Annotated in this window: 19 protein-coding genes and 1 tRNA gene; 9 read left to right on the top strand and 11 right to left on the bottom strand. The window is 40.4% G+C overall.

Annotation, left to right across the window (positions count from 1 at the left end; translation table 11 throughout):
• The 3 genes from ACCM36_RS03635 to ACCM36_RS03625 form a co-directional block, all read right to left on the bottom strand.
• A partial coding sequence (locus ACCM36_RS03635; RefSeq protein WP_370572371.1) for a hypothetical protein occupies positions 1–585 on the bottom strand: 585 nt, incomplete at its 3' end.
• A complete protein-coding gene (locus ACCM36_RS03630; protein WP_370572370.1) occupies positions 569–1,804 on the bottom strand; it encodes a glycosyltransferase in 1,236 nt (411 codons plus the stop codon). The genes ACCM36_RS03635 and ACCM36_RS03630, both read right to left, overlap by 17 nt.
• A gap of 41 nt (positions 1,805–1,845) precedes the next feature.
• Entirely contained in the window at positions 1,846–2,787 is a 942-nt protein-coding gene (locus ACCM36_RS03625; RefSeq protein WP_370572369.1) for a glycosyltransferase family 2 protein, read from the bottom strand.
• Positions 2,788–2,960: 173 nt separating this feature from the next.
• Between ACCM36_RS03625 and ACCM36_RS03620 the strand changes: the two genes are divergently transcribed.
• Together ACCM36_RS03620 and ACCM36_RS03615 are read left to right on the top strand one after the other, a co-directional pair.
• Positions 2,961–5,429: an ATPase, T2SS/T4P/T4SS family gene (locus ACCM36_RS03620; protein WP_370572368.1), complete on the top strand. Its 2,469-nt coding sequence runs from the start codon at positions 2,961–2,963 to the stop codon at positions 5,427–5,429.
• Entirely contained in the window at positions 5,422–7,362 is a 1,941-nt protein-coding gene (locus ACCM36_RS03615) for a hypothetical protein (RefSeq protein ID WP_370572367.1), read from the top strand. Before ACCM36_RS03620 ends, ACCM36_RS03615 begins: the two co-directional genes overlap by 8 nt.
• A 40-nt stretch (positions 7,363–7,402) precedes the next feature.
• Here the strand turns inward: ACCM36_RS03615 and ACCM36_RS03610 are convergent, their stop codons facing one another.
• Positions 7,403–7,591, bottom strand: a complete 189-nt coding sequence (locus tag ACCM36_RS03610; protein ID WP_370572366.1) for an ATP-binding protein — start codon at positions 7,589–7,591, stop codon at positions 7,403–7,405.
• A gap of 80 nt (positions 7,592–7,671) precedes the next feature.
• Between ACCM36_RS03610 and ACCM36_RS03605 the strand changes: the two genes are divergently transcribed.
• The 5 genes from ACCM36_RS03605 to ACCM36_RS03585 all read left to right on the top strand — a co-directional run bounded on the left by ACCM36_RS03605 (position 7,672) and on the right by ACCM36_RS03585 (position 10,836).
• On the top strand, positions 7,672–8,727 hold the full coding sequence (locus ACCM36_RS03605) for a radical SAM protein (protein ID WP_370572365.1): 1,056 nt from the start codon (positions 7,672–7,674) through the stop codon (positions 8,725–8,727).
• A 118-nt stretch (positions 8,728–8,845) separates the two neighbouring features.
• Positions 8,846–9,157 carry a DUF2551 domain-containing protein gene (locus ACCM36_RS03600; RefSeq protein WP_370572364.1) on the top strand — a complete coding sequence of 104 codons (312 nt, stop codon included), beginning with the start codon at positions 8,846–8,848 and terminating at the stop codon, positions 9,155–9,157.
• A 109-nt stretch (positions 9,158–9,266) separates the two neighbouring features.
• The gene (gene uppS / locus ACCM36_RS03595; protein WP_370572372.1) at positions 9,267–10,148 is read left to right on the top strand and encodes a polyprenyl diphosphate synthase; all 882 of its coding nucleotides are present in this window, start codon (positions 9,267–9,269) and stop codon (positions 10,146–10,148) included.
• A gap of 118 nt (positions 10,149–10,266) precedes the next feature.
• Entirely contained in the window at positions 10,267–10,563 is a 297-nt protein-coding gene (locus tag ACCM36_RS03590) for a ferritin-like domain-containing protein (RefSeq protein ID WP_370572363.1), read from the top strand.
• Positions 10,564–10,836, top strand: a complete 273-nt coding sequence (locus ACCM36_RS03585; protein WP_370572362.1) for a ferritin family protein — start codon at positions 10,564–10,566, stop codon at positions 10,834–10,836.
• 95 nt (positions 10,837–10,931) lie between these two features.
• Here ACCM36_RS03585 and ACCM36_RS03580 read toward each other — a convergent pair whose 3' ends face one another.
• The 6 genes from ACCM36_RS03580 to ACCM36_RS03555 form a co-directional block, all read right to left on the bottom strand.
• Positions 10,932–11,393 (bottom strand): phosphate-starvation-inducible PsiE family protein, encoded by a 462-nt coding sequence (locus ACCM36_RS03580; protein WP_370572361.1) that lies wholly within the window; start codon positions 11,391–11,393, stop codon positions 10,932–10,934.
• Positions 11,394–11,551: 158 nt separating this feature from the next.
• Positions 11,552–11,636: transfer RNA gene (locus ACCM36_RS03575), tRNA-Leu, on the bottom strand.
• 54 nt (positions 11,637–11,690) lie between these two features.
• Positions 11,691–12,485 carry a DNA-directed RNA polymerase subunit D gene (locus ACCM36_RS03570; protein WP_370572360.1) on the bottom strand — a complete coding sequence of 265 codons (795 nt, stop codon included), beginning with the start codon at positions 12,483–12,485 and terminating at the stop codon, positions 11,691–11,693.
• Positions 12,486–12,515: 30 nt separating this feature from the next.
• A complete protein-coding gene (locus ACCM36_RS03565) occupies positions 12,516–12,896 on the bottom strand; it encodes a 30S ribosomal protein S11 (protein ID WP_370572359.1) in 381 nt (126 codons plus the stop codon).
• Between the two features lie 12 nt (positions 12,897–12,908).
• Complete coding sequence (locus tag ACCM36_RS03560) at positions 12,909–13,469, bottom strand: 30S ribosomal protein S4 (protein WP_370572358.1); 561 nt, start codon at positions 13,467–13,469, stop codon at positions 12,909–12,911.
• Positions 13,470–13,481: 12 nt separating this feature from the next.
• Positions 13,482–13,928 (bottom strand): 30S ribosomal protein S13, encoded by a 447-nt coding sequence (locus ACCM36_RS03555; RefSeq protein WP_370572357.1) that lies wholly within the window; start codon positions 13,926–13,928, stop codon positions 13,482–13,484.
• Positions 13,929–14,302: 374 nt separating this feature from the next.
• On the opposite strand from ACCM36_RS03555, the gene ACCM36_RS03550 reads away from it, so the two are divergent.
• The gene (locus tag ACCM36_RS03550) at positions 14,303–16,933 is read left to right on the top strand and encodes an S-layer protein domain-containing protein (protein ID WP_370572356.1); all 2,631 of its coding nucleotides are present in this window, start codon (positions 14,303–14,305) and stop codon (positions 16,931–16,933) included.
• A gap of 100 nt (positions 16,934–17,033) precedes the next feature.
• The gene (nudC, locus tag ACCM36_RS03545) at positions 17,034–17,882 is read left to right on the top strand and encodes an NAD(+) diphosphatase (RefSeq protein ID WP_370572355.1); all 849 of its coding nucleotides are present in this window, start codon (positions 17,034–17,036) and stop codon (positions 17,880–17,882) included.
• Between the two features lie 336 nt (positions 17,883–18,218).
• Here the strand turns inward: nudC and ACCM36_RS03540 are convergent, their stop codons facing one another.
• Positions 18,219–19,385 carry a hypothetical protein gene (locus tag ACCM36_RS03540; protein WP_370572354.1) on the bottom strand — a complete coding sequence of 389 codons (1,167 nt, stop codon included), beginning with the start codon at positions 19,383–19,385 and terminating at the stop codon, positions 18,219–18,221.
• Between the last annotated feature and the right edge of the window lie 299 nt (positions 19,386–19,684).

Genomic DNA, 19,684 nt, shown 5'->3' with positions numbered 1-19,684 from the left:
ACCCACATACGAATTCCTTAGTTCTTTTCCAATTAGATAAATACTAATCAACCCAACGAACAAAGGGAGAATATTACTAAATTTTATTGCAGCTAGGCCAAAAAGACTATAATATATGGCCACCCAGGAAATATATCCGAAATGGAACTGGGAAATCAATCTTCCATCACTGGTCTTGATGTAATTGTTCGGAGACAGAAAACTTGGAATGAGATCATTTATAGGAGAATCTATCATCATTGTGTGATGGTCTGAAAGATAAATAGCATTAGTTGAATAGATACCAGGATCTCTGCCGCCGTAAAGTGTATCGTGGAAATAGATAGAAGTAAAGATGGAAAATAGTACAACAAATAGAATTACAAGAACATTGTGTTTAGATGAGCAACTTTGTGGCTTTTTTTTGTGAAACAAAAATACAAAAACAGCTGTTATGAATAGTAGCGCTGCAAAAAGTATGGGTTTATAAAAAAGAGAGAACATAGCCATCAAATTGGCAGCCCATGCAATACATACGAACCATAGTGAAAAAATAATGAATTGATATTCAAACCTTGGAATGGACATTTCATCTTTGAATTGCATTATGAAGCACCTCAGTATAAAGGTGTGAGACCTTATCCCAGCGATACTCATCGAACATGGACTTACCAGTCTCCCCTATCTTATTCCTTAAAACGGGATCAGTGAGCAAAAGAATTATCCTGTCTGCCATAGCTTCCCAGTCTTTTTCCGGAACTTTGAATCCATTAGCTCCGTCGGTTATGGTCAGACCCGGACCGCCTGAATCAAATCCTACAACTGGTTTTCCATAGCTCATTGCCTCCAAGGCAGGCATGCCAAGACCCTCGGCATTTCCCCACTTATCGGTAATAGAAGGTATTACATATACATCGCATGCTTCATATAAAAGAGGAAGATCTTCATTCAAAACCAGGCCTGTAAATAGCACGTTATGTTCAAGATGATTGCTGCTGGTAAGAGACTCCAGCATACTGCGCTCCGGACCCTCGCCACCTATGACCAGCAAAGCATCCGGGTGGACAGATACTATTTTGCTCATTGCCTTTATTAAATAAGATGTTCCTTTAAGTGGTATCAATCTATGTACAGTGAATATGAGAGGCCTGCCTGATAAACTCCATTTTCTTTTCAAGTCATCCAGAACCGTTGAAGAATATTTGATAGGGTAATTGCTGCCAACCGGGAATACTGATACCCGGCCAGGATCTACACCAAAGCTCAAAGCACAATCTTTGGTGTATTCACTGATAGCTATTATCACATCATGTTTATCAAGAATGTATTTGGCCAGTGATTGTAATCTAAACCTTTTAAGAAACACCAGATCAGTACCATATACTTTCAGAACAGAAGGAATACCTGATATCTGGCGGTATACTGCAGAGACAAAGCCAGCGGGGAATGCCCAGTTAGAAAAAATAAGTTCAGCATTCTTTTTCTTCCTGAGTTTATGAAGGTTCAGGAACATAAAAAATAACATACTAAATATTAGTATTGAGTTGAAAAAGTATTGTAACAAAATACCAATACGGGAACTGGATTTTTCATGAGGGAGAAAATTCCCATACCCAAGGGATTCATATCTGTCAGGTGCATACCTGAATCTATAGACTTCGATGCCATCTATTATCTCATAAGTTTTGGATCCTGCCACATGCGGACATAAAATAGATGGAATTAAGCCTTCCTTCACGAACTCCTGTCCTAATTCCAGTATCCATCGGGCTTTATAGTCATCTTTGTCCCTTGGAAAAGATGATGTTATTATAATGAGATTCATACTGGATCGTTGCAACGTCAGTTCATCAGGCTAAATTGTAATTATTTCATCTCTATTTTCTTTATGCGATATAATATTTCTTCCTGCCGTATCCTCTGATATTTTAACATGTCGGCGATCAGCCCGAATACCAGGATCTGCAGACCAGTCAGACACAGCATAGTTGTAAGTATTGCGTAAGAGATATTCGGAACCACAATACCGGTCTTAATGAATTGTACCAATACTGTTACTCCTGATAGCGCCGCGATGACCAGGAACACAAAACCTATGGAAGCAAAGACTTTCATTGGTTCATAATCGCGATATGTGCGTAATATTACAGCAGTAGCACGCTGTGCGTAATGGAATACTCCTGACATGAGCCTTGAGTGACCCTCTCTTTTCCTGAAATCAATAGGGATCTCGACCAGGGTAAGATTGTGATTCACAGCCTGCATTATGGTTTCCTGCACATAGGTGTAGTCAGCAAGGATATTCATCCTTAGTGCAGCATCCCTTGTGAAGGCTCTAAAACCCGTTTGTGCATCGGTCACTGGATAACCGGAAGCCATACGGGTCACGCGGGTAGCCAGGATGTTACCAATTTTTTTCTGAGGTGGCATGTATTCTATATGCCCACTGAAACGGGAACCTAACACGACATCAGCTTTGCCTTGAAGAATTGGAGCGATCAGATCAGGAATTTGATTTTGGTTATATTGAAAATCCGCGTCTGTATTAACAATTATATCTGCCCCTCTTTCCAGACATGCTTCAAGCCCTGTACGAAAAGCAAATGCGAGTCCACGGTTTTCCTTTTGGGAGACAAGATGGTCAGCACCGGCTTCTAAAGCGACTTTTACAGTGGAGTCCGTTGAACCATCGTTGATGACAAGGACTTCTACTTTATCAATTCCCTCTATTTGCCGGGGTATCTCTTTGATCACTTTTTGAATGGTTTTTTCTTCATTGTAGGCTGGAATCATCACAATGAGCTTCATACCATATTATATAATATTCATAGAATAAATACTCTTGGTTGTATATATACATCTAATGATAGATTTACCTGAAAATAGGTTTGATCATAGACTAATTCATCTGACTAATAGAAAAGTTTTTGTATGTATGTGCATATAACGTATGAAAATAAAAATAATAATGATGTGAATGTATGAAAAACAGAATACATTTCTTACTCACAGGCATTGGGATCAGACCAAACGATCGAGTACAACAAGACTTAAGATCACCCCATAGTCCTGACAATGACCGGACACGGACAAATCTGAACCAGCGAATTGCATCTATAACCCACCCGAAAAAGGAAATAAAAAATAAAGAATGCAGATACAGAATAAAGAAAACCAGGAATACAAGTGCAATAATTATAGACTGTGGAGACTGCAGAGGGGAATCTACACTAAATAACCCAAAATGCCGATCAAACATATTTCAGATATTACTTAAAGAAACAATTGCGGAAAGGCTAGTACTGTCAAATCTGTATGAAAGGGAATATGATGGAACGATTCTCCAAAAGATATACACACTTGCCCGTCTGGAGGATCATTTGCGACCATATGAGAACATTGGAACTGTATCATATAATTGTACATATAATTCTAAAGATACCTGTAAAAAGAGTAGAAAAGCGTCAATAGAACAAGTTATCAATTCAGCAAAAGCGTCCCCGGTTAAAGCATATGAGGAGACGGAAAGAGCGATAGAACAATTAAAATATGAAGCTGAAAAGGCAACTCATCCAGAGTGTGATAAGTGTGTAGGGGATTTCCAGGAAACATTATACGATATAAAAAGAAGGATGTGCCCATTGCTAAATAATTTTCTTCATGAGCCAGATGGGACTTTTGATTATGAGAAAAATTTCCAGCCATACGTACGGCCTTTGTTTTCCACGTCCAGGATCTATACTGAGCCACCAGTGAATACTATTTTTATTGAATGCTATGATGTACAGAGAGATGACGGGAGAAAATTGCCCATATCTATCTACGAGTTTACCGATAAACCTGAAAAACTGTATGTAGTAAATCCTGCTGAATACAATATGCAGCCTGAAGAACTTCTGCTTATTGAAAGCATACGTAATCGCATGATCAAGCATAGGCCGGAAGATATGAACTTTGCAGATCCCGCTCTTTCAAGGGAGTATTTCCGAAGGCTTTGCAAACGATTGCTGCATGAAGAAATAAGAGATAAACAAGTAGTTTTAGCACCTTCTCAGCTGGATATGTATTCTGATCTGCTGGCAAAATACACAACAGGACTTGGTATTCTGGAAGATCTGTTATCCGATGAAAGAGTTACAGACATATATGTCAATGCACCTGCGGATAAGAATCCTGTTAATGTGGTAATGAATGGTGAAGAATGCACTACTAACATTTTTCTGTCTCAGGAAGAAATGGATTCCATGGTCTCAAGGTTCAGGACAATAAGCGGAAGACCTTTTGGAGAAGCTACACCTGTCCTGGAAATGGCACTTAAAGAGTACGGAGTACGCGTTTCAGTGATAGGTGACCCATTAAGTGCAAAAGGAATGGCCTATGCATTTAGAAAACATGCAAAGACTCCCTGGACATTGCCTAAACTTATCAATAGCGGTGCTATCACTCCTCTCACAGCGGGCCTGCTTAGTTTCATGATGGACGGGCACGCATCAGTGCTGATAGCCGGAGGAGTGGGAGCAGGCAAAACATCTCTATTATGTGCGATGCTTATGGAAATGCCACAAAAATACAGAATATTGACCATAGAAGACACACCTGAAATACCCCTGGAACAATTGCAAAAACTTGGTTGGAAAGCACAAGGCCTCAATGCTCAGTCCTCTATCGTGAAATCAAGCATTGAGATCGAACCTTCCACAGCTTTGCGCGCATCCCTACGTCTTGGCAGTTCATCTCTGGTAATAGGGGAAGTGAGAGGACCTGAAGTTGCTATGTTATATGAAGCAATGCAAGTCGGCACTGCAGGAAATTCTGTGATAGGGACCATTCACGGTGCATCCACAAATGCCGTCTATGAAAGAATAGTGCATACTCTTGGAGTGCCTCCTGCCTCTTTCAGAGCTACGGATGCCGTAATAGTATGTTCGAATACCCGTATAGCAGGCAGTATGGCAACAAAACGTAAAGTAATACAAATCGCTGAAGTGAATGAGGTATGGGATCCTGATAACACATACAGCGTCTTCTCGGAAATCCTTACTTTTGATGCCTCCGTTAATTCACTGGTACCAACAGACCTGCTTGATAGAGGGCAGTCTGCCCTGATAAGAAAAATTGCAAGAAAATGGGGCATATCCGTGGATGAAGCTTCGAAGAACATTCGTATCCGGGCAAGTATGAAACTTAAAATGGCGGAATACGGTAGAACAGATCCTTCATTCCTGGAAGCTGAAATGGTATCTGCCGCGAATAACATTTTCTGGATGTTCATGGAGCAGGAAAAAGAGATATCCGGCAAGCCAGACATGCAGCGCGTATATGACAGATGGTGTGCATGGTTCAAACAGATAGTAGCTACCAAAGATGGAGAAATTTCTTTTTCAGCAAAAGACAAAACACTATACAATGGATCATTGGTTGAGGTAGCACAGGGTGGCCATGATGCATAGCAATAATAACTGGTACTACATAGGATGCAAATTTACCTGGAGGCATTTCTCCGGGTCTGTCAAAGACCACGAGGAATTCAAAAAGAAAAGTGAAAAGGCAGTAAGTAAGGAATATATGAATTCTCTGGTTTATACAGGATTTGACCTGGAGCCTTATGAAACTACATTTTTTTCTTATGCAGGGACAGTGGGAATATTCCTTATTGTCCTATTGACAGACGCTTTATTTTTCAGGTTCACTACATTTTCATCTGGCATACTCACAGCAATAGCTATCCTGAGCCTGATGATGCCTATCACAGCATTGTGGTACCTCAGTGAATATGTGAAGATACATGCCCGATATATGAAGATAACATCGCTTGGTGACATGCCTGAAGTCATGAGCTATGTAGTAATGTCAATGAAGATAGTCCCTAACATGGAAAAAGCTGTGCATTTTGCTGCAGAGAACTCAAACAGGCCTCTTGCCAGAGACTTGAAAAAGATGCTATGGAATCTACATTTACGAGTATACACCGGCATGGATGATGCTGTGGTCCAGTTCTCGGAGATGTGGGGCAAGAATAGTGAACATTTCAAAAGGTCATTACATCTCATCAGAAGCTCCATGAGCGAAACTGATCCTGCTCAGCGTACTTTAACCCTCAACAGGTCATTGGATATCGTACTGGATGGAACCCGAAACCTCATGGATAGTTACGCTGCAAAACTGAAGCTTCCTACATATGTACTGTACTCAATATTCATTCTCATACCCCTCGCCCTTGTTGCGCTGCTACCTGCAATGGCTGTTGTAGGAATACGCATCACGAGTACGAACCTTGTGTTGACATACGATATAATATTGCCTTTGATCACATTTATGTATGCAGAATATGTGCTTATGCAAAGACCTGCAGCATTCATGCCACAGAAAATATCCGAGACACACCCTGACTTGGAAGGTTTGTCCTCTAAAAGAAAAAAAGAACTTATTATGGCAGTAATAACTGGCATTTCGGTATGTAGTTTGGGATATGTATTGTTATATGCCGGAAACCCTTATGGCATCATTTCAACAGCTGTGCTTGAAGGTTTAGTACCTACTGCACTTATGATATTACTTGGTATAACCATTACGTTCTCATGGTATCTTAATGCTGCATATGCCCCATACAAGAGAATACGAGATAAAATAATCTCTATGGAAAATGAGTTTGCAGATGCATTGTTCATTCTGGGAAGGAGAATATCGGAGGGCAGGTCTGCAGAAGAAGCTTTTGTACATACGGCTGCCAATATGAAAGGAGCATCCATTTGCGAACCATTTGAGAAAATTGCTATGAACGTTGCATGTATGAGATGTGACCTGCATAGTGCAATATTCGATGAGGAGTATGGTGCATTCAAAAATGTGTACTCTGAAAGGATAAACACTACTATGAAACTATTTCTGGAGAGTGTTCACAAGAGCCACGAAGCTGCAGGTGTGGCCATAGTGAAACTAGCAGATCACATGACCGACCTGCAGGAGGTAGAGAGACGAATAAAGGACTCGTTGTATGAGATGACATCTACTATGAAGTCTACTGCATGTATATTTGCCCCACTTATAGCAGGAGTGACAATTGCACTCTCAGAGGTCATTGCAAAGATCCTGCAGAACGTTGCACACAGCATATCCAGGCTGCCTCCGAATGTGATTCCCGGGCCTGCGGATATATCTCCTGAGAGCCTGGAACTTTCCATAGGCCCGAATATGTTCATGCTGGCAATAGGAATATACCTGATACTCATCACAACTATCCTTGTCCGATTCTCAACGGCTATCGAATATGGAGGAGATAAAAGCCAGATGATGTATGAACTCTCCCGATCACTGCCAATATCAGTAATGGTGTTCTCTGCTTCTGCAATAGCCTCAAGGATAATATTCAGAGGATTTATCTGAAGAAATCTTGTAGTAGATATCCTCAGATCAGTATGACACACTACTCCATATGGATAAGGGCCTTGTTGGGACAGCACTGCACACAAAGCATGCATCGGTCACATAGATCATGGTCGATCTTTGGCCTGTCATCAGAGTTTCTTTTGAGAGCAGAATTAGGACAAATGGTCCTGCATCTTCCACATTTTTTACAGCCGGAAACTACAATATATCCTTTGCTCAACGCCACGCTAAGCCTAAGATATAAAAGTATTTAAGGGAATGGACTAAACAACAGATATATATGATAAGATCTATGGTTGCGCCATCATGCTGAATATATCTGAGGGAGAAGCTGATTCTTATTACACATATCTTTCCAGGGGCTGTAAGCTATGCCAGGAAGGAGCAAAAATGGTGCTTTTTGTAACGGGCATCTGTGGGAAAAACTGTTTCTATTGTCCGATTTCTAATGAAAGGAAAGCAGATGTTACTTTTGCAAATGAAAGACTTGTTCGCTCAGACAATGACATAATAGAAGAGGCACGACAGATGGGAGCACTTGGTACGGGGATTACAGGTGGGGAACCATTGCTCAAACCCGAGAAAGTGCTCAGATATATAGAACTGCTTAAATCAGAGTTTGGCAAACAGCACCACATCCATTTATATACTGCCTTGCCTCTGGACGAGGGTCTGCTGGAAAAACTTGCATTTGCCGGACTTGATGAGATTAGGTTCCATCCACCTGCAGCTATCTGGAATGATAACATAGGAAATTACGCAAATTCCATCAAAAAGGCTATGCATATCGGAATGGAAGCAGGCCTGGAGATTCCGGCGATAGAGGGAGCAACAGAAGTATCAAGGACAGCAAATGAGCTGGGTTGCTTTCTCAATCTGAATGAGCTTGAGTTCTCAGATACAAACTCTGAGGCGATGAAACTTAGAGGCTATAGACTACGGAATGAGATCTCAAATGCTGTGGCCGGGTCATATGCCATTGGCATGGAAATTTTACAGACCACTGAAAAGGGGCACTTATGCACTTCCCGATATAAAGATGCCGTACAGCTTCGAAGAAGATTGCTACGCATAGCTGAAAGAGCAGCCAGGGAATTTCATCAGGTGACAGAAGACGGGACTCTTATCTATGGCGTCATAACATGCAACGGGGGGGAAAATTCCGCACAACGGATGACTGACCTTTTGTTATTATTAGGTGTTCCTGAAGAATTGTTCCTGGTAGACAAACAGGAGATACACATAGCTGCCTGGATACTGGAAGAGATAAAAATAGAGGTCGCAGCAGATGCAAAAGAAATGTGTATTATTGAAAGATATCCATTTCCCGGTGGGATGGTAGTGGAAAAGATCCCGCTCTAAAACCCAAATTATATATGCGAGAATGATATACGTACTTCCAGTTTGGCTACCAATAGCAGTTTAATTTATATAAATCACAATAACTTTATAACCTAAAATCGCATATAAAAAAAACGAGGTGTTTGTACTGGAAACGATAGAAGACCGTGTAAGGGAGAGGCTCATAAAATATCTCAGCAGAGATGATACCGGTATTCGTAAAGTGGTATTGCAGCTTTTTCTTGAAGGGGACAAGTTCACAACCGGTGATGTGTACGGTTTCCTGAATAAAACTGATTTCAACGTAAGCTATAGGGGAGTTTCTGCCATGGTCGGTTTAATGAACACAAGACTTGGAATTCTCAGCATCGATGTGACTGGAGACCATAATATATATCTTCTTAAAGAGGATTACAGGAGTGTTGTTCGTTCAGTACTTGAGAACTATTAAAACAGACTATGTAAAACACCTCAGAGTAATCTTTTTATAGAATAGATGCAAGTCATTTGCGTTCGGATGTGCCACAAAAGGGTGGAGAAAAACTTAGGTTGGGATTTTTATATTAAAATACATAAATGGGATTGCCTATAGTACATATGAGCATTTCCTTTCCAAAGAAGTTACACATTCATATGTGCCAGAACATATTGCAATAATAATGGATGGGAATCGCAGATATGCTAACAGGGTTGGCAGATTAACCAATTACGGACATGCGAAAGGTGCCAGCGTAACTGAAAAAGTAATCGAGTGGTCTCATGAGATAGGCGTCAAACAACTTACTGTCTATGCATTTTCTACCGAGAACTTTAACAGGTCTGCAGATGAAAAACAAAAGCTGTTTGAACTTATAGGACTTAAGTTCGATGAACTCTGCCGGGATGAGCGTACCCATAAAAGAAAAATGCATATTCGAGCCATAGGAGATCTCCAAAAACTTCCTGCCAGTTTGCAGCAGTCTATCAAAGAAGCTGAAAGATACACTGCAAATTATGATCGATTTTATCTTAATGTCGCTATTGCTTATGGCGGCAGGCAGGATATAATCCAGGCAGTGCGAAAAATTGCGGAAAAGGTAGATAAAGGACAACTCGATCCTGAAGATATCACAGAGAACACTATTGCCAATCACCTATATCCTGTTGGAGGAAATGCTGTCCCTAACGTAGATCTCATAATCCGCACCGGAGGAGATGAACGAGTATCCAATTTCCTCCCTTGGCAGACGTGTGGCAATGAATGTGCCACGTATTTTTGTGCTCCATTTTGGCCCGAGTTCAGAAAGATCGATTTCCTGCGCTCCATAAGGATTTACCAGGAGCGCATACAGGAAAAGCAGCGTGTAATGATAAAGCGGAATGCAATTCTTCTCAAGGCTTTAGAGAAAAAAGATACTGAAAAAGTTAATAACTGCTCTGCGAACAGCGTGCGTGTAATTTAACTTCGTTCTATTTTTATTTTCAGAGAATTCTGCGTAATCAATAAATAGTGTAAAAAGCACTTTTATTTGGAGTTGGGAAACAGCTACTTCGTAGCGTAGCAAGTGGAGAGATCTGAATATGTTATCCAAGATACCGATATTTTTGGACAAGGTAAACCAAAAAGATCTGAATAAAGAGATACTGAGAGCTGCCATCGTTGCTGAACTGGATGCTATAAGCCTTTACGAGCAAATGGCAGACCTGACAGAAAATGATGAAGTAAGAAGAGTACTGCTCGATGTGGCAAAAGAAGAGAAGACACATGTCGGGGAGTTCCAGACATTGCTTCTTGAGCAAGATGAAGAGCAGGTTAGAGAACTGGGAGCTGGTAAAAAGGAAGTAGAAGAAGAGCTTCGAAAATTAGGAGGTGAATGATTGTTTTCAAAGACACCGATAAACTTTGAAAGGAGCAGTAAGGAAGATATTGATAAGGAAATCCTGAGAAGTGCCATGATAGCCGAACTTGACGCTATAAACCTCTACGAAGAAATGGCTGCTCTAACAGATGAAGAGAACCTTAGGAAGATACTTCTTGATGTTGCCAGAGAAGAGAAAGTGCATGTGGCAATGTTCCAGACCGTGCTTATGGAAGTGGATCACGAATACCTGAAAGTGATGGCAAAATACGCATTGGCAGGAAACAGATAATAAGAAGTACCTTATAGTTCTACAATATGCCTAAATTTTCACATATGCAGTGTTTTAGGCATCCTGCCTACACTGCTGAAAGTAGAACAGGATCGTTAAAACTTATCTGATGAACGCATTAGCAATCCCTTTTTAAAATAATAATACCCCACACACAGTGCTATTATAATAGATCCTATACCTATCAAGGTAATACCTGAAACTGTCTTGATATCTAAAATTATAACCTTACGCCCAATGGCGATCAGTGCAACGGTCAGTACGACTTCAGCATGGATCACGTGCTCCAAGGAATAAGTTCTTATCGTGTGTAAGAGCTCAATGCCAATTAAAACCAATAAAAAGAGCCCGAATAGGTCCAGCACTTCATCAATAGTGAGATGGCTTGTAGGAGGAGAAATGTCTTTAACAAGGATAAGACCCAGTTCTAATGTAGTGAACAGCACGACCAGAGACATCATTATAGCTAATGAAATGATTATTACCTTTTCAAATTTGTCCATGTTCTCTTCAAGCATAAGTAACTCTACTCCGTAAGTAAACAGTATAATCCTCATTCCTACTTATAACAACGGTAGCTTCTATTATTAGAGAATCCACGGAAAAACATTGTTCTTGTAACGTAATAAAATAATCTTAGCTTGAGCAGCAAAAGACAAATCTTAAAAATTTAAAATCAGAGTTTTTTTACATTACCCATATCATTTATTAAAAATGCGGGGGATGGGATTCGAACCCACGAACTCCTACGAGACTAGGCCCTCAACCTAGCGCCTTTGACCTGGCTGGGCGACCCCCGCGCATGGGGAAAGAACAATATAGGAGAGAGCGACCTCCTATATAAATCTGTTGGTTTAGAGTGCCGACAAGATCTCAGCCAGACTTGCGGCCTTGCCCTTGATGACAGTCCCTGCATTTAAGATCAATGCCTTTGTGCTATAAGAGCCATCTGATTCCATTGTGAAGATGAAAGAACGTTCATCAACTTTGACATCTATGGCATCAATATCACAAATTCCTTCACATAGCCTGCAAAGAGTGCATTTAAGCATATCTTCACCAGATATCTCAGCAGTGGTAGCGCCCATCTTTATGATATTTACAGGACACTCGTTTACACATGCACCACACTGGTCACAACCATTGAACTCAACCTTTGGCATGTTCTTGTAACCACATGCTACACCTGCCTGCCACCTGGAATGCTTGCTACCATAACCCATCTGAGCTATAGCTTCAAGTACGATCTTCTGCCCTTCCCGAAGGTCTGCAATCGGAATGTTGGGATCGGCAGCCTGTACTTTGTCATCAGACGACACAAGATCCTGAGAATACACTATTCTGGGGCCTTCTGCACTGAGAGTGAGGGAAACCTGACATGCCGGACAAAAATCCTCACAGTTACATTCATCTTTAGGAACAAAGTCCTCCAGATTCGAAGTAAGAGGGATCAGTGCCAAGCGTAAGCCAAGCTGCTCATCATACAAAACCGAGGTATTGTTATAGATGTTTACCTCGGTTATAGCGATCGTAGGGACATCCGCCAGAGCAGCTCTGCGAATACCGTTCGCAAACGCAGCAGTGGTGTTAGATAATACAAATTTTGCAGACCTATCGGAGAGCTCCAGTATGTCTACTTCCATTGTCATATGCTTGGTTCCTTCATCTTAATGGAGAGATTATACACGCCTTCCGCCTTTTGGACGAGTACCGTCATGAGGTACAGGCGTTACATCTTCTATCCTTCCAATCTTAATGCCTGCTCTCGCAAAAGCCCTGATAGCAGCTTGAGCGCCAGGGCCTGGACTCCTCTGCTTGTTGCCTCCGGGAGCACGCACTCTTATGTGCACACCTTCAATGTTCTTATCTTTCAATGTGTCGGCTAGCTGACTTGCCATTTGCATTGCGGTGTAAGGAGAACTTTCATCACGTGCTGCCTTTACGACCATTCCACCTGAAGATTTTGCAATCGTCTCGGCACCAGTCATATCAGTAACAGTGATGATAGTGTTGTTGAATGAACTCTTTATGTGAGCAATACCCCATGTTCCATTTGCCATATTCATACCTCCTTAATCATGCCCCGCTATGGATTTAGCTACCTGGGCAGGCCTTTCCGGGTGGGATTCATCAAGCAAAGGAGAAGTGCCATAGTAATCGATAAGCATTTCCTGTTCCTTGGTGACCATCATTCCCGGTACTGTAACTTTTTGACCATTGATGGCAATGTGACCATGAGTAATGAACTGTCTTGCCTGCTTTGGAGTACGGGCAAGCCCGAGCCTGTGGACCTGAGTTTGCAACCTGCGCTCAAGGAGAGCACTGGCTTTCAGTCCAAGGATATCATCGATATTTGAATCGGCTTTCAATATAGAATAACCGGTAAGCCTTTCGAGGATCTGGTCAGCCTCAAGTTTAAAGTGACCCGTCATCTGTTCAGTTTCTGCAGACTCTGCCAGGAGCCTACGGGCATCTGCCCTGAACCGCCTGAGAACACTCTGTGCCTTCCACAGTTCCCTTTTGTTACGCAGACCATATGTCTTTATGAGCTCGACCTCTTCAGCCATCCTGGCAGCCTGCCACGGATGCTTAGGCGTATCATAACTTTTTCTCTTCTTTCCTGGATATCCCATAAAATCACCCTATTACTTCTTCTTGCTCACACCAATGGTGCTACCACGCCTGCCGGTGGATTTTGTCCTCTGACCTCTTACTTTAAGACCACGCTCGTGCCTTATACCACGATAGCATCTGATCTTTTTAAGAGTGTTCAGATCTTCCCTTAATGTAAGCAGGATATCCTGTCCAAGAAGATGCTTGTTCTCGCCGGTCACCAGATCCTTCTGTCTGTTAAGCATCCATATAGGCATGGACTGCTCAAAGCCATTGATAGCCTGATCGAGCTTTGCAATGTCCTCATCTGACAGGTAACCAATTACTGCTAATGGATCTATACCGGTGCTTTCCACAAGGATCCTTGAGGTCCTTCTTCCAATACCAGGAATACCAGTTAACGCATACTCAACAGGCATTTCACCTTTGAGATCAGTATTCATGATACGGACAAGATGTCTTATTTCTTCATCTGCCATAATTTATGTCCTCCTTAGGGATACGTTGTATCCTGTAGCCCCGACACATTGGCCGGCACTTCCCACAAAGGGAATGGACTGCATATCCTAACGGAATATAAACTGATGCCGCAGATAATACTGTATTGATATATAACCCTATTGCTGCTTGAAATTAAACGCAAATTGCCGTGCAGAAGGCGAAAGACATAGAGATTATTTTCTTAGTTGAAGAAGAATATATAAATATCTAATATAATCGATAATAAACCGCTATTAATATATAATTTCATAATAGAATATAATAGAGGATGAATAACCATTCCGAGTAAAGCCCTTATAAAAATTGACCAGTTGTTCTTTACTCAGAGTGGTGCTTTAGGAGATGGCTACAGTTGTATAAAATTTATAAACTGATCATAGGCGGAGCTTTATTCTGTCTTCTAGTATTATGTGGCATAGCAGATGCTGTTTCTTCAAATTCCACGGGAAATAGAATATGGGACGGAGATTTAAATTTAAGCCTTGAATATATATGGACCCCTCAAAGTTTCTCTGGATTTTACTATGATGTAAATACGGGAGAGGGATCTGAAAACCTTACAATTGATCTTGATAAGACCTCAGAGAGAATAATAGGCATTAGAAACCTAGTATATGAAACCACGCCTTCAGACAGTGATTTTAAGTACGATACATGGGGAGAATACCAAGTTGTTGGTTTTATGGCAGATAGATATTTTGCTGGATACTCAGATGCCAGCTTCAGCAACAACCTGAGCCTTATGGCTGATGAAAAGCTTTCCAAAGTACTGATAGACAGTAATGAAAGAAAATCACTTTACTCTGGCTCTTCACTTGTACTGAAAGAGGGCTACGAGCTCGAAATAAAGGAAGTGGACAGAGATGGGGAAAAGGTGCTAATAGATCTAAGAAAGGATGGAAAACATATAGATACGGATTTTGTTGGATCAAACGATGATTACACCTACAAAAAAGACCTGGGACTGAACGATGAAGTAGCGATCATTGCAGTACACCTGGACAACATATTCAAAGGGACTGAAACCAATGCGGTATTCATAGATGGAGTGTTCCAGATATCCGATCAACTCACCAGTATAAATTCAAGTGACACTTACGGAAAGATGGAGATAACATCTATTTCTCCTCAAAAGATAATCATGAAGAACCCGGAGGAGATAGTCCTTACAAAAGGAAAGAACATTGACATTATGGGAAAACTCAAGTTCATAGTAGCCGATGACAGTACACTTAGATTTGCACCCATGATAGAAATGTCTGAGCCCGGAAACTATGTGTTAAGGGGTACAGTGGCGGAAGAAGAATTTAAATGGACACCTATGAACTTTGAAGGTTTCTATTATAATATTGATGAAGGCATTGGTGAAGAGTCACTTGTCGTTAAAGAAATCGATGACAGAACTATAAAGAAAGGGACGCTGGAATACAAAAGCCAGCCAGAAGAAGTAAGATTTGAACATGATGAATGGGGAGAATTTGAAGCTATGGGATTCCTTGCTGACAAATATTTTGCAGGTTACCCTGATAATAAGTTCTCAGATGGAATAAGCCTTGTTTCAAATGGTGAACTTGCCAAAGTGCTGATAGATAGCGAAGAGAAAAAAACATTATTTTCCGGATCGTCTTTGTTGCTGGAAGAAGGATATGAATTAGAAATAAAGGAAGTGGATACTGACGGAAGTAGCGTATTCCTTTCACTGTACAAAAATGGCAGCCTGCTTGATACAGACACAGTGCCTTCCAATCATGATTATATTTATAGTTCAGATATCGGTTCGGTTGAAGATGTGCCTCTGATAGTCGTACATTTAAATGACATTTTCAGAGGAACTGAAACCAATGCTGTCTTTATTGAGGGTATTTTTCAGATATCTCAAGAGTACGTAACAATGGAAGTGGGTAAGAAATATGGACTGATGGAAGTAACTGAGTTATCTGCTGATGGAATCACTATGGAAAACACAGATGAGATATCCCTTCCAAGAGATAAAGTAATAGATGTCATGGGCAACATACAATTCCACATAGCAGATTCCAGTGATCTTAGATATTACCCATTCATTGAGAAGAATACGACTCCCCTTGAATCCCTCGAGATAGAAGTTCCTGGAACACTTATAGAAAGAGAAACAGCCAACATTAGAGTTTCGTCAAGAGGAGGAGTTGTTGGAGAAGCTGTTGTTAACATCAATGAAAAAGATATTGGCCTTACTTCACAGGAGGGCACCATCAAATACATAGCACCTGATGCTGGAAAGTTAAAGGTTGTTGCTACTAAGGATGGATTTGTATCCGCATCAAAAGAGATAGAAGTTATTGCAAGAGATGATGAAACCCGCAAGATCAACATAGAGATCTCGACTGATGAAGTATATGAAGGCGACGAGATATCAATCTCTACAGTAAAATCCCTGAGCGGTGAACCTGTGCCTGAGGTTGAACTATTTTATGATGGGAAAGTCATTGGTAATACCTCTGAGAAGGGAGAATTAAAATACGTTGTAAAAGATCCCGGGATACACAAGATCAAAACAGCTCCCAATGGTTTCCTCCCTGCAGAATACAATCTGGAGATTATTGCACGTGAAGCTAAGTATATATACTCTGGATTAAAAATTATACCTATAGACCCCACAGCAAAAGAAAATATGAGTTTTTCAGTTGAGATAACGAACATTGGCACTGCAGCTGGAGAAGAACAGGTGGGACTTAACATCAATGGATCTGCCATTGATACTAGGATAATAGTACTGGAGATCGATGAAAGTGCTTTCCTGAATTTCACTTATATGCCTTTCGAAGCGGGGAAATATAGAGTACAGGTGGGAACCGAAGAACTTGATTTTGAAGTACGGAAAAAGAGTGTAGTTCCTTATATAGGAATTGGACTTGCCATTATTTTGATAGTATTTGGAGTAGGATATTCAATAATCAAAAAGAGAGAGAAAAGAGAAAAGAGAGTCAAGAAGAAGGGACTTTAACAAACTTTCCATCCACATTTATTGATTTTCATTTTCACTTTTTTATTCCATTATTCCCATAACCAATAGATTAAATTGACAAAATGGATATTATCTCCGTATGTGCCAAAGAATGCCTTTTTCGAACGATGAGCTTGATTTCACCTACCCTTTACCTGCATACTTTAAAGATCAGCCTTCATGTTACATATATATCTATAATGGAAAAGTAGTTACAGATCCTGTGAACGTGCCTGATTCTCCAACAATCCTCCATGATGGCATTAAAGATGTAGAAACAAAGGGAATTGTACAATACATAGGAGCACTTGGCGAGAAACTATGTTATGCCATAGGGCTTGAGTCACACAACGAGATTCCTGAAGAAATGCAGTTGGTCTTCTTAAGGGACCTTATAGGACAAATTGATGAAAGAATGCTGGCCCTTGCCGGAAGAGCAATACAGCTCATTGAATTCGAACTTACAAGCAAATTTTGTGGACGATGTGGCACCCTTAATGAAACCCTTGAGGACAGAGGTAAAAAGTGCCCAAAATGCGACCTTCTCATATATCCCCGCATATCCCCTGCAATAATAGTGCTGGTGATGAAAGGAGATGAAGTGCTTTTGGCCCGTTCATCACATTTTAGGTCCGATATGTACAGTATCATTGCTGGTTTTGTGGAGCCGGGAGAAACTCTGGAGCATGCTGTAAAAAGAGAGGTCATGGAGGAAGTCGGACTGAAGATAAAGAACATACGATACTTCGCGAGCCAACCCTGGCCATTTCCTAATTCGCTGATGATAGGCTTTATTGCAGATTATGAGGAAGGGGAAATTTGCGTTGATGGCAACGAGATAATTGATGCCGAGTGGTTCAGGAGAGAAGAATTGCCCAACTTCCCGGGAAAGACCAGTATATCAGGACATCTGATAGATTGGTTTGTGAAGATGGCTGATAAGAAATGAGCATATGAATATTACAACGCCGAGGGGGGACGCCATACGCACAGTGCTATGCTTTTTATTACTTTCACCCTGCTCCAACAATCTATTTACCTTTAATTTTTACAGATTGAGGGGGCATGTCCGTGATTGGAGCAAACTATCCAGATTGTCGAGACCTGGATAATAGGTAATCATGATAAAGATATTTGCGCCAACAAATAGCACCATGCCCTATTGTAAAAATGCTGTGGTTTTATTTAATGGTTATTAATTTAATTTCTTGTTTGAAAAGAAACAAAATTAATAACTTGTTATAAGACCGATAATCTGGCTCAAATTAGATTTTTCAATTTTCATTTATGTACTTGAAATCTTATCCTTTAGTGCTGTTGCTTTCTTACTCAAGATGTTTTCAAATCTGTTGGAAAAGAGTTCCCCTATACTATCGAAACTATAACCTGCTGCTACCAAAGTTAATCGGTCAAGTTCATTTATGTCAGTAGTGACAACTAAACCTATGAAAGTAAGATCAAGCAAAAAGATTCCAAAAATTATGGACAATTCTTTGATGTTAATCCATCTACTCCAATCATCAACAGACTTGAATTGAATACCAGTTGATGATTTTGTTGATTTTATGGCGTCTATAGCTATATGGAACAAAGCTCCTGAAAAAAATACTAAATACAAATTAATGTCACTAAATGTATACTTTCCTCCTGTAAAGGAGTTAAAAAACCATGAGATTACACCAATACCCAGCAAAAGAGTTCCAACGATTCTTAAATAGCCTTTCCATCGTTCTTTTTTTGGTTCAACCTTTAATATTAATCCCTGGGACTCATCTATGATATCGTCTATAAATGCAGGATGCCGGGCAAGGTATTTGAGCATCTCATTTGATTGTTCTTTTGAACAGAACTCGTCTTTGAATTCTTCATAGAAATCGAGAGAGTAACCGGATTTAAGGGTTTTAAGGTTTGCTGCCACGCGATCAGGAACGGTTATTATATTGCATAAGTAGATCTCATCTTCCAGGTATTGCACACATTTTTTTAATATGTCTACGTTTTTCTTATTGTCTTTTGCATAATTCCCAAAGATGCTATTGATTAAATACCATTTGTCCTTAATCGCTTGGACAGTGTCACCATGTTCTGAAATACAAGGATTTTCCTCAAAAAGCGTACCAATTATCTCTAAATTCTTGGTTATTATGCCTGAGCATGTATCATAAATATTTTTATGGATTTCTGATGTCTCAACACTACTCGTCTCTTTCTCTGAGCTTGAATTCAGATCAATGAGATCGGAGAAGGAAGTGCGAATTGTCTGAAATTCAACTCTCATGTTTCGCAACAAGAATAAAAATCGACATTTACTTGGATCTTTGGTGCATTTTGGTGACAATTTTTCTTTATGATTATCATCCACGGGAGGCGCAGCTATCTCAATATTATCATCAACGGGAGGTGCAGCCATCAAAACTTGTGGAAAATTATCATCAACAGAAGGTGCGGCCATCTTGATACTAGCACCCAATTTAAGATTAGATGATTGTGTGTTCACTGATACCAACTCCCCAGGTGCCAAAGAAACTACAGTATTTCCCCCTAACTGTGCATAAATATGCTATGATCAATCTATATTCAGAATTGCAGATTAGAAATATATCCCAACAACTGAAATAGCAATGGCACTATGATAATAATCTAGAAATGAAGAGATATAACTTTTATGTGTACAATTCAAACAAAATGCTCTACAAGCAATTGATTAGACATTTTTCCAGATTTGATGCATCAACTGTTCTTTCAATCTCC

Source organism: Methanomethylovorans sp. (assembly GCF_041305605.1).
GTDB lineage: Archaea > Halobacteriota > Methanosarcinia > Methanosarcinales > Methanosarcinaceae > Methanomethylovorans.
The sequence above is the reverse complement of the archived record's forward strand: the minus strand, read 5'-3'. Positions and strand labels throughout refer to the sequence as shown.